12 protein-coding genes are annotated in these 10,002 nt (G+C 58.3%); 8 read left to right on the top strand and 4 right to left on the bottom strand.

Going from position 1 to position 10,002, the window contains the following annotated elements:
• From DBR30_RS16930 to DBR30_RS16920, 3 genes are all read left to right on the top strand, one after another.
• A partial coding sequence (locus tag DBR30_RS16930; protein ID WP_258224471.1) for a sulfurtransferase occupies positions 1–1,007 on the top strand: 1,007 nt, incomplete at its 5' end.
• Positions 1,008–1,210: 203 nt separating this feature from the next.
• Positions 1,211–1,420 (top strand): YgdI/YgdR family lipoprotein, encoded by a 210-nt coding sequence (locus DBR30_RS16925; protein ID WP_005335219.1) that lies wholly within the window; start codon positions 1,211–1,213, stop codon positions 1,418–1,420.
• A gap of 166 nt (positions 1,421–1,586) precedes the next feature.
• Positions 1,587–1,988, top strand: a complete 402-nt coding sequence (locus tag DBR30_RS16920; RefSeq protein ID WP_069555906.1) for a DUF2541 family protein — start codon at positions 1,587–1,589, stop codon at positions 1,986–1,988.
• Between the two features lie 83 nt (positions 1,989–2,071).
• On the opposite strand, the gene mog is transcribed toward DBR30_RS16920, so the two are convergent.
• A complete protein-coding gene (mog, locus tag DBR30_RS16915; protein ID WP_108542139.1) occupies positions 2,072–2,602 on the bottom strand; it encodes a molybdopterin adenylyltransferase in 531 nt (176 codons plus the stop codon).
• 393 nt (positions 2,603–2,995) lie between these two features.
• On the opposite strand from mog, the gene DBR30_RS16910 reads away from it, so the two are divergent.
• From DBR30_RS16910 to folA, 5 genes are all read left to right on the top strand, one after another.
• Positions 2,996–3,331 carry a DUF3135 domain-containing protein gene (locus DBR30_RS16910; RefSeq protein WP_108542140.1) on the top strand — a complete coding sequence of 112 codons (336 nt, stop codon included), beginning with the start codon at positions 2,996–2,998 and terminating at the stop codon, positions 3,329–3,331.
• A 235-nt stretch (positions 3,332–3,566) separates the two neighbouring features.
• Complete coding sequence (locus DBR30_RS16905; protein WP_005348133.1) at positions 3,567–4,364, top strand: threonine/serine exporter family protein; 798 nt, start codon at positions 3,567–3,569, stop codon at positions 4,362–4,364.
• Positions 4,361–4,486 (top strand): hypothetical protein, encoded by a 126-nt coding sequence (locus DBR30_RS22435; protein ID WP_005335209.1) that lies wholly within the window; start codon positions 4,361–4,363, stop codon positions 4,484–4,486. The genes DBR30_RS16905 and DBR30_RS22435 overlap by 4 nt, the downstream gene beginning before the upstream one ends.
• The gene (locus DBR30_RS16900; protein WP_026035076.1) at positions 4,483–4,950 is read left to right on the top strand and encodes a threonine/serine exporter family protein; all 468 of its coding nucleotides are present in this window, start codon (positions 4,483–4,485) and stop codon (positions 4,948–4,950) included. The genes DBR30_RS22435 and DBR30_RS16900 overlap by 4 nt, the downstream gene beginning before the upstream one ends.
• 18 nt (positions 4,951–4,968) lie before the next feature.
• Entirely contained in the window at positions 4,969–5,460 is a 492-nt protein-coding gene (gene folA, locus DBR30_RS16895; protein ID WP_108542141.1) for a type 3 dihydrofolate reductase, read from the top strand.
• 79 nt (positions 5,461–5,539) lie between these two features.
• Here the strand turns inward: folA and DBR30_RS16890 are convergent, their stop codons facing one another.
• The 3 genes from DBR30_RS16890 to DBR30_RS16880 are packed head-to-tail and all read right to left on the bottom strand — an operon-like array spanning position 5,540 to position 9,838.
• Positions 5,540–6,334: a phosphoadenylyl-sulfate reductase gene (locus DBR30_RS16890; RefSeq protein WP_108542142.1), complete on the bottom strand. Its 795-nt coding sequence runs from the start codon at positions 6,332–6,334 to the stop codon at positions 5,540–5,542.
• Positions 6,324–8,048, bottom strand: coding sequence for an assimilatory sulfite reductase (NADPH) hemoprotein subunit (gene cysI / locus DBR30_RS16885; protein WP_108542143.1), 1,725 nt, complete (start codon positions 8,046–8,048; stop codon positions 6,324–6,326). Before cysI ends, DBR30_RS16890 begins: the two co-directional genes overlap by 11 nt.
• On the bottom strand, positions 8,048–9,838 hold the full coding sequence (locus DBR30_RS16880; RefSeq protein WP_181363609.1) for an assimilatory sulfite reductase (NADPH) flavoprotein subunit: 1,791 nt from the start codon (positions 9,836–9,838) through the stop codon (positions 8,048–8,050). The genes cysI and DBR30_RS16880 overlap by 1 nt, the downstream gene beginning before the upstream one ends.
• Positions 9,839–10,002: the final 164 nt, after the last annotated feature.

Genomic DNA, 10,002 nt, shown 5'->3' with positions numbered 1-10,002 from the left:
CGGTTGCCCTCTACGGTGCGTCCCGCGAAGTGGCCGAGGTGGCTCGTCTGCTGCGCAAGCAGGGGATCAAGCAGCTGTTCGAGTTGCAAGGGTGGCAAGCCGCACCGCGCGAGTCGCTGGCACGCTGGCAGCAGCTGGTCTATCCGCGCTGGTTGGCTGACCTGCAAGAGGGCAAGCCGGTTGCCGCGGCGCCCAAGGGTGACTGGAAGCTGTTTGAAGTGGATTGGGGTTCACCCAAGGCCTACCTCATCAGCCACATCCCGGGGGCCGGTTATATCGATACCAACAGCCTCGAAGAGGAGCCGCTGTGGAACAAGGTCTCTGACGAAGCGCTCAAGAAGCTGCTGCTGGATAACGGCATCCGTCACGACACCACCGTAATCCTTTACGGTCGCAACACCATGGCGGCCGCCCGTGCCGCGCACCTGATGATGTATGCGGGGGTGGAAGATGTGCGCCTGCTGGACGGTGGCCTGGATGCCTGGTTTATCCAGCACCTGCGCACCGAAACCGGTCTGCCCAACAAATATGAGCCGGTGAAGGAGTTTGGCGTGGCCATTCCCGCTCACCCCGAGTACTACACCACGCTAAGTCAGGCGAAAGAGCTGCTCAAGAAGCCCGATAGCGCCCTGGTCAGCGTGCGCACCTGGGACGAGTTTGTCGGCAACACCTCAGGTTATAGCTACATCAAGCCGAAGGGCGATATCCCGGGGGCCAAGTGGGGTCACGGCGGGGTGGATGCCAACAGCATGAGTGATTTCCACAACCCGGACGGCACCATGAAGCCGGCCCGCGAGATCCTCGCCATGTGGGACCAGTGGAACATCGAGCCAACTCAGCAGGCTGCGTTCTACTGCGGTACCGGCTGGCGCGCCTCCGAGGCTTTCTTCTACGCCTGGCTGATGGACTGGAAACGGATCAGCGTCTACGACGGCGGTTGGTACGAGTGGAGCATGGATCCCAGGAACCCGACCGTGACCGGTGAGCGTCAGCCCGCCAAGTCATGATTGCGCGCTGGTGCTGAAAAGAAGAGGCCGGACAGAGATGTCCGGCCTTTTTCATTGCGCTCGCCACCCGGCCAGATAGCGAGGCTAAGTCGCTGATTATTGACGGCGATCCCGCTTTGCTCATCCCGCCATCTCGTGCCGTGCGATTGAACTAGGCTTCAAGAAACATCCTCGTGGTGAGGATGATCGAAGAAGAGGCCGCAATGAAAAAACTGATGATGATCCTGGTGTGCGCTTTGGGGCTGGTGGCATGCAGCTCCCAATACATCATGAGCACCAAGGATGGCAAGATGATCACCACAGAGAGCAAGCCCAAGCTGGATGAGAGCACCGGCATGTATCGCTATTACGATCATGAAGGGCGTGAGGTAATGATCAAGAAAGATGACGTGACCCAAATCATGGAGCGCTAAGCGCTCTCTTGCCGCAAGGGCCGCTCTCTGCGGCTCTTCTCTTTTGCCGAAAAGTCGTGCTGTTTTCTCTGTTGATCCCCGCACATTCGCAGCAAATTCAGCCGTGATACAGCTTCCGTTATGGTTTAACCCTTATCATCACACTCCATTTTTTATTGGAGGTGTTATGTCCTTGATGTCTATCTGGAATTCCCGTTTTTCCGCGCGCAGCTTGCTGGGTGGTGTCTTGCTGGTGGTGGCGTCAGCCAGCCATGCCGGTGACGATCAGTTCACGCTGGGGCGGACGATTTTACTGGGAGCCGGTGATCATGGTGCGACAATTCCTTTGGTGATTTGCCGTCAGACCAAATATATCAAGGTGAAGGCGGAGCGTGATTTGACCCTGGATCGGGTGGTGGTGACCTATGGTGGTGACCGTACCAAGACCATTCATTTTGATCGGGATATGAGCAGTGATAAAGAGACCGAGTGGAAATCACTGGGTTCGCGTCGTTGTGTGAAAAAGATCGAAGTGTACGGTAATTCAGAGCGTAGCAAAGCGGGCGTGAAAGTATTCGGCCGCAAATAATTGATGTGGTGTGTCTGCGCACACAGATGAGTTAAAAATAATGGCGAGCCTTGGCTCGCCATTATTTTTTATGGTCGGGTTCGCTATTTTTTCGGCCGAAATGGCTTGATGACAGTTTCATCGCACTCGAGATACGGCCCTTCCATCAAATCGATACAGTAGGGGATGGCAGGGAAAACTGCATCCAGACATTCGCGGATTGATTTGGGTTTGCCCGGCAGATTGACGATCAGGGTATCGTCGCGCAGCCCGGCAGTCTGGCGCGACAGAATGGCGGTCGGCACAAATTTGAGGGATTCGGCCCGCATCAGCTCGCCAAAGCCCGGCATCAAGCGATCACATACTGCCTCGGTCGCTTCCGGCGTGACATCCCGCTTGGCCGGACCGGTGCCGCCTGTGGTGACGATGAGACAGCACTGCTCCTCATCCGCCAGTCGGATCAGGGTCGCTTCAATCTGATCCTGTTCATCGGGGATCACCTGATAGACAGGTTCCCACTCCGAGGTCAGATAGGCGTTCAGGGTGTCGATGATGGCCTTGCCGGAGAGGTCTTCATAGATGCCCGCGCTGGCGCGATCGCTGACGGTGACGATACCGATTTTTGCCTTGCTCATGGTCTGCTCTTGAATGTCCGATAAAAGTGGCAATTAAAATAACATAATCAGTGAGATATGTTAAACCGTCAGGAGATGACGCGGGTCGGTGAGGGAAGAATAAAGTGTCGAATGAAGCAAAATAAGGCCACCCGGATTTTTATTTGCAATAAAAAACAGAAAATCACAACCTAAAATGTATAAGTGTTTTATCTCGCCTGAATTAAAAACAATCGCTTGTTTCCAAACACAATTAAAATAGATAGACACCCTCGTAGTGACCATTGTCCTGTTTGGTCCCCAGTGGATGGATTGAACCCTTTTTAGCCGCGTCGTATATACAGATTTATATGGCTGGGACGTGATGGTGTGGTACCGCAGTGTGTTGCCAGCAATAGTCGCCAAGGAGGGCATATGGAGTTGCCTGATTTTGACACCCTGAAGGAGTTGGCTGCGAGTGAGCCCTCCCGGCTGGATGCGATTCTGGAGCAGCAGATCGACCTGTTGATGGCCCGTGCGAGCCCTGATCAGCAGCGCCGTCTGCGCGGGTTGCAGTTCAAGATTGATGGTCAGCGCCGTCTGGCGAAAAACAATCTTGATAGCTGTATCCGGATTACCAACATGATGCGGGAATCCTTTTATTTGATGCGCAGCGAAATGAGCCAGTTCAGAGAAGAGGGGGACCCTCCATCTGAAAGCGATGGCAGTGGTAAAATAATCCATCTGGCGGACTATCGACGTCGTAAATAATCTGCAATAACCCCCTTGGTTGATATTTCAGCCAAATCGGCGAGGCCATAATAAAGGGAATTGCTGGCGACCTGATTGTTATGGTTTTTAATGTTACTCGTAATGTATTTGTGATGTGATCTCTTTTCTCCTTCTTGTAATAACTAATTAGTCAGGTTGTGATAGGGGTGGATGAATAACAGTAAAAGTTAGGCTAATATGGCCGAAATTTTTATTGCTACGACTCGAAGGGATTATGAGAAGTATCACACCAAGACGGGTGTTGTCGCGGGAGCAACAGACAGAGATCACCCGCATTATCGTCAAGGTGGGTCAGATGTTGGCCCAGTTCGGGGCGGAGAGCCGGATCATCGAGCAGACCACGGTGCGGCTGGGGATGGCGCTGGGGCTGGAGAGTGTCGAAATGGCCATCTCTTCCAGTGCCATCGTGCTCACCAGTCTCTATCAGGGGGGTTGCGTCACCACTACCCGGCGGGTGCGCGAACATGGCATCAATATGCAGGTGGTGTGCGAGATCCAGCGGATCTGCATCATGGCGGAAAAAGAGCTGATCGGTGCCCGTGAAGTGCGCCAGCGGCTCGAGGCCATCGTCCCCTTTCACTATCACCCCTGGCTGGTGGTCCCCATGGTGGGGCTCTCCTGTGGTGCCTTTAGCCTGCTGTTTGGCGGTGACTGGCCCATCTTCCTGGTGACCTGTTTTTCGTCTGCCGTGGCGATGCGGGTGCGCCAGCTGATGGCCCGCCATCACCATAGCCCGCTCATCAACTTTGCCGCCACCGGCTTTATTGCCACCTTGCTCTCCTCCAGCGCCACCTTTTTTAACTGGGGTGACCAGCCTTATCTCGCCATGGCGGCCAGCGTGCTGCTGCTGGTGCCGGGCTTTCCGCTGATCAATGCCGTCTCCGACATGGTGAAGGGCTACTTCAACATGGGCTTGGCCCGCTGGGGGACTGCGACCCTGCTGACCATCAGCGCCGCCATAGGTATCATTTTGGCCATGTCGGTCACCGGGATCTGGGGGTGGAAGGTATGAAGGCTGTCGACTCTGTATCGGCCAGCGGGAACGGGGTTGCCCTGCTCACCATCAGCGCACGGATCAATACCGGCATCATTCTCGCCATGTCGGTCACGGGGATCTGGGGGTGGAAAGTATGATGGATTTGCTCTGGCTACTGGCCAAGGATGCCTTCTGGTCCTCCATCCCGGCGGTGGGGTTTGCCATGCTGTTCAACGTGCCACCACGGATGCTGAAGTATTGCGCCATGGGCGGCGCGCTGGCCCACAGCCTGCGTACCTTGCTGATCCACTACGGCATGCCCATCGAGTGGGCGACGCTGGCGGCGGCGACCACGGTCGGCTTTGTCTGCGTCTACTGGTCGCGCCGTCTGCTGGCACCGCGTCCGGTGTTCAGCGTTGCTTCCATCATTCCGATGATCCCGGGTAGTTATGCGTTCAAGACTATGATTGCGGTGGTAGAGCTCAACATCAACGGCGTGACCATGGAGTTGATCCAGAGTGCGGTGGAGAACGGCCTCAAGGCGCTCTTTATCGTCGGTGCCCTCAGTTTCGGTTTGGCGATCCCCTCTCTGGTCGTGTACCGTAACCGCCCCATAATCTGACAGACGGTGAGAGGCCCCATGAAGATTTCCATGATTGCCGCCATGGCCCACGACAGGGTGATCGGCAAGGACAACCAGATGCCCTGGCATATGCCTGCTGACTTGGCCCACTTCAAGCGTGTCACCCTCGGTAAACCGGTATTGATGGGGCGCAAAACCTTCGAATCCATCGGACGACCGCTGCCCGGACGGCGCAATCTGGTGATCAGCCGCAATCCCGGCTATCAGGCCGAGGGCATTGAGGTGGTGGGCTCCGTCGAGGCGGCGCTGGCTCTTTTGGCAGGTAGCTCGGTGGGGGAGTTGATGGTGATCGGTGGTGGTCATCTCTATGCCGAGATGTTGCCGAGTGCGGATTGTCTCTACCTGACCCGCATCGATCTGGCGGTGGAGGGGGATACCCGTTTCCCCGTTTTTGACAATGGTCAGTGGCAACGTGTTGATTGCGAGAGCCACCCTGCCGATGAGAAGAACCCGTGCCCCTATAGCTTCGAGACCTGGCAGCGCCGCTGACGGGCGAATGCTAATGGGCAAAGAACAACAAGGGCATCTTCGGATGCCCTTGTTGTTCGGTTGCTTTTTCAAGACGGGATTAGATGCCTGAGCCGTCGTTCTCGCCATTTTCCTCGTGCAAACCGCACTCGCGCTTGAGGCCGAAGAAGCGGGTCTGCTCCTCGCTCATGCCCGGCTCCCACTTGGCGGTGGTGTGGACATCGCCCACCGAGAGATAACCCTGCTCCCACAGCGGGTGGTAGGGGAGGTCGAACTCCTTGAAGTAGTAGAAGACATCCTTGTTGCTCCAGTCGATCACCGGCAGGAACTTGAAGCGGTCGCGCTGGATGCCCAGCACCGGCAGCTTGCCACGGCTGCCGGACTGCTCCCTGCGCAGGCCGGAGAACCAGGTCTGGGCCCCCATCTCACGCAGGGCGCGGTCCATCGGCTCCACCTTGTTGAGCTGGTTGTAGCGGGTGATCCCCTCCACCCCCTGCTCCCACAAGAGACCGAAGCGCGCCTCCTGCCAGGCAGGGCTGAGCTCGGCCCGGTAGATCTTCAAGTTGAGCGCGAGGCGCTCGGTCAACTCGTCGATGAAACGGTAGGTCTCGGGGAACAGATAACCGGTATCGGTCAGCACTACCGGCACGTCGGCCCGCTCGCGGCTTACCAGATGGAGCATCAGCGCCGCCTGAATGCCGAAGCTGGATGAGAGCACATGCTCCCCCGGCAGATTGGCCAGGGCCCAGCGCACCCGCTCGGGGGCACTCATGGGATCCAGCTCCCGGTTGAGGGGCGCGAGTGCCTCGACTTGCTCCTCACGGCCGAGGGCCAGCAGTGCCTGCAGGTCAAGGCGGCCATCTTCAGTGACATTAAGCGGCAGATTAAGCGGCATAGAAGTCCCTCGCAGAATCGATAACGGGGGCAATTACCCCAACCCGGATCACGAAGTCGCCGAAGCACTCACCCTGATTGCGCTCGGTGGCCCAGCGGCCGATCAGCTCGTCCAGTTCGGCCAGGATCTGCGGCTCGGTGATGTTCTCCTTATAGAGGCGCGGAATGCGGGTCCCCTCCAGATTGCCCCCCAGATGCAGGTTGTAGCGGCCGGGAGCCTTGCCCACCAGACCCACTTCCGCCAGCATGGCGCGGCCGCAGCCGTTGGGGCAGCCGGTGACCCGGAAGATGATGGCGTCATCGGCGAGATCGTGCTTGGCCAGTAAGCCTTCGATGTCGGTGACAAACGCCGGCAGCATGCGCTCGGCCTCGGCCATCGCCAGCGGGCAGGTGGGCAGGGCCACACAAGCCATGGACTGCTTGCGCTGCTCGCTTACGCCGTCATCCAGCAGGCCGTATTGGCGCGCCAGCCCTTCGATGCGGGCTTTTTCGCTGGCAGGTACCCCGGCGATGATCAGGTTCTGGTTGGCGGTCAGGCGAAAATCCCCCTGATGCACCCTGGCGATCTCCAGCATGCCGGTTTTGAGCGGCTTGCCCGGGAAGTCCAGTAGGCGGCCATTCTCGATAAACAGGGTGAGGTGATGCTTGCCGTCGATCCCCTCTACCCAACCGAAGCGATCGCCACGGCTGGTGAACTCATAGGGACGCACTTCGCCAAACTGGATGCCGGCACGGCTCTCCACCTCGGCCTTGAAGGCTTCGACGCCGACGCGCTCGAGGGTGTACTTGGTCTTGGCATTCTTGCGGTTGACCCGGTTGCCCCAGTCGCGCTGGGTGCTGACCACGGCGGCCGCCACCTCCAGCACGTGGGAGAGTGGAATAAAGCCAAAATCGCTCGCCTTGCGCGGGTAGGTGCTGGTGTCGCCGTGGGTCATGGCCAGCCCCCCGCCCACCAGTACGTTGAAGCCAACCAGCTTGCCATTCTCGGCAATGGCCACGAAGTTGAGGTCGTTGGCGTGGATATCCACGTCGTTGTGAGGCGGGATCACCACAGTGGTCTTGAATTTGCGCGGCAGGTAGTTGGAGCCCAGGATCGGCTCCTCGTCCTGTCCCTGTTTTTCACCGTCCAGCCAGATCTCCACGTAGGCGCGGGTCTTGGGCAGCAGGTGCTCGGAGATCTTCTTGGCCCACTCGTAGGCCTCCTGATGCAGCTCGGACTCCACCGGGTTGCTGGTGCAGAGCACGTTGCGGTTCACGTCGCCCGCAGTGGCGATGGAATCGATGCCGGTGCTGTTGAGGGTCTGGTGCATCAGCTTGATGTCGCGCTTCAATACTCCGTGGAACTGGAAGGTCTGACGGGTAGTCAGGCGGATGCTGCCGTAGAGGCTGTGCTCTTCGGCGAACTTGTCGATGATCTGCCACTGGGCCGGGGTGATGATCCCACCCGGCAGGCGGGCACGCAGCATGACGTTGTGCAGCGGCTCCAGCTTCTGGGCTGCGCGCTCCGGGCGGATGTCGCGGTCATCCTGCTGATACATGCCGTGAAAGCGGATCAGCTGGAAGTTGTCGCCGTTGAAGCCGCCGGTGAGCGGGTCCTGCAGATCCTGCTCAATGGTGCCGCGCAGGAAGTTGCTTTCGCGCTTGAGGCGCTCGTTGTCGGCCAGCGGCCCTTCGACCGGTCCCGCTTTTGGGTGAGAAAGAGGTTGTTTGCTCATCAATAGACATCCCTTTGATAACGTTTGGCACGACGCAATTCGCTCAAATACTCTTCTGCTTCCTCACGGCTCTTGTGGCCGTGTTCGGCAATCACTTCCAGCAGGGCCTCCTGCACATCCTTGGCCATCTTGTTGGCGTCACCACACACATAGAAGTGAGCGCCTGCTTCCAGCCACTGGTAGAGCTCAAGCCCTGCCTCGCGCAGGCGGTCCTGCACATAAATCTTGTTGGCCTGATCCCGGCTGAAGGCCAGGGAGATCTTCGACAGCAGCCCCGATTTCACATAACGCTGCCACTCCACCTGATAGAGGAAATCCTGGGTAAAGTGGGGGTTGCCGAAGAAGAGCCAGTTCTTGCCTTCCGCGCCCTGAGCTTCCCGCTCCTGCATAAAGGCACGGAACGGGGCGATGCCGGTGCCCGGGCCCACCATGATGACGGGGGTGTCGGGGTTTTGCGGCAGGCGGAAGTTGTCGTTGTGCTCCACGAATACCCGCACCTCGCCATCCTCAATCAGCCGATCTGCCAGATAGGAGGAGGCTGCGCCAGAGCGCACTGTGCCATCTTCCTGTGGATAGCGCACCACGCCGACGGTCAGGTGCACCTCCTCTTCCACTTCGCTCTGGGCGGAGGCGATGGAGTAGAGGCGCGGGGTGAGGGGACGTAGCAACCCGATCAGCTGCTCGGCCGTGAGGGCGGTCGGGAAGCGTTTCAGCACATCCACCACTTGGGCAGAGGCGACCAGTGCATTGACCTGGGCCTTGTCACCGGCCAAGTCTTTCAGCGCCGCATTGTCCGATATGTCAGCGAGCCCTGTGATAAAGCCGCCGTGCAGCCGGGTCAGTTCGAAGTGACCGGTCAGTGCGGCGCGCAAGGTGCCGTGAGCCGTGGCTTCATCGCCAGAGAGGCCGGTCAGGGCCAGCACTTCGCCCACCAGTTCGGCGTCATTGTCGAACCAGACACCGAGGGCATCCCCCGGCTGATAGGTGAGGCCGGAGTCGGCCAGATTGATCTCGATATGGCGGATATCCTTGGTGGAATCCCGGCCGGTGATCTTCTGATTGACCGACAGGCGGGCAGGGAAGGGGTTCTCCTTGCTGTACTGGCTGTGGCCAACCGCCTGCTGCACCGAGCTGGTCACGCTGCTGCTGGCCGCTCCGGTAGAGAGGGTCGTGGCAATGGCGTTGAGCGCTTGTTCGCCCCACGACTTGGCGGCATCCTGATAATCCACATCGAGGCTGGCGAGTTCATAAATGCGCTCGGCCCCAGCTTTGGCGAGGAAGTCGTCAAAATCTTTGCCGGTCTGGCAGAAAAATTCGTAGGAGCTGTCACCCAGCCCCAGTACCGCGAACTTGAGGCCGTCCAGCTTGCCGATCTTGCCTTTTTTAAGCTGCTCGAACAGATCGACGGCGCTCTCCGGCGGTTCACCCTCCCCGTAAGTGCTCACTACCACCAGCAGGTGGCTCTCTTTCTTGAGCTGCTTGGGTTTGTAGTCGGCCATCGACGCTAGGGTGACCGGTAGACCGCGGGCCTCGGCCTGCGCCTTGATGGCAGTGGCGACACCTTTGGCGTTGCCGGTCTGGGAGCCGTAGAGAATGGTCAGGCTGCCACTGGGCGTAGCCACGGCGGCGCTGGCTGCAACGCTTTGGTGACCGGTCTGGGAGAGGCCGTAGAGATATCCGCTCACCCAGGCCAGTTGCTGGGTATTGAGGGTCGAGAGTACCTGACCCAGCTGACGTTGCTGCTCGTCAGAGAGGGGGGAGAGGTTGAATGGGGAATCCTTCAATTGCATCACACGCGTCTTCCATGGTCTGATTTTTGGCCAGATTAAAGGGCGTGTTGTCTAACAACAAAGAATAAAAATATCTTCTTTATTCCATTATTGAATTTATAAAGTGATTTGGCGGTAAAGGAGATAGAAAAACGCCCCGCAGTTGCGGGGCGTGTTTATTGGCT

The organism is Aeromonas sp. HMWF017 (genome assembly GCF_003061465.1).
GTDB lineage: Bacteria > Pseudomonadota > Gammaproteobacteria > Enterobacterales > Aeromonadaceae > Aeromonas > Aeromonas veronii.
Note: the sequence above shows the minus strand (reverse complement) of the source record. Positions and strands in the feature narration are given on the sequence as shown.

What these genes read in the sequence shown, in the direction of transcription:
- DBR30_RS16880 (WP_181363609.1), bottom strand. Translation starts at nt 9,838, where the DNA reads ATGCAATTGAAGGATTCCCCATTCAACCTCTCCCCCCTCTCTGACGAG.
- mog (WP_108542139.1), bottom strand. Translation starts at nt 2,602, where the DNA reads ATGAGCAAGGCAAAAATCGGTATCGTCACCGTCAGCGATCGCGCCAGC.
- DBR30_RS16925 (WP_005335219.1), top strand. Translation starts at nt 1,211, where the DNA reads ATGAAAAAACTGATGATGATCCTGGTGTGCGCTTTGGGGCTGGTGGCA.
- cysI (WP_108542143.1), bottom strand. Translation starts at nt 8,048, where the DNA reads ATGAGCAAACAACCTCTTTCTCACCCAAAAGCGGGACCGGTCGAAGGG.
- DBR30_RS16890 (WP_108542142.1), bottom strand. Translation starts at nt 6,334, where the DNA reads ATGCCGCTTAATCTGCCGCTTAATGTCACTGAAGATGGCCGCCTTGAC.
- DBR30_RS16920 (WP_069555906.1), top strand. Translation starts at nt 1,587, where the DNA reads ATGTCCTTGATGTCTATCTGGAATTCCCGTTTTTCCGCGCGCAGCTTG.
- folA (WP_108542141.1), top strand. Translation starts at nt 4,969, where the DNA reads ATGAAGATTTCCATGATTGCCGCCATGGCCCACGACAGGGTGATCGGC.
- DBR30_RS16900 (WP_026035076.1), top strand. Translation starts at nt 4,483, where the DNA reads ATGATGGATTTGCTCTGGCTACTGGCCAAGGATGCCTTCTGGTCCTCC.
- DBR30_RS16910 (WP_108542140.1), top strand. Translation starts at nt 2,996, where the DNA reads ATGGAGTTGCCTGATTTTGACACCCTGAAGGAGTTGGCTGCGAGTGAG.
- DBR30_RS16905 (WP_005348133.1), top strand. Translation starts at nt 3,567, where the DNA reads ATGAGAAGTATCACACCAAGACGGGTGTTGTCGCGGGAGCAACAGACA.
- DBR30_RS22435 (WP_005335209.1), top strand. Translation starts at nt 4,361, where the DNA reads ATGAAGGCTGTCGACTCTGTATCGGCCAGCGGGAACGGGGTTGCCCTG.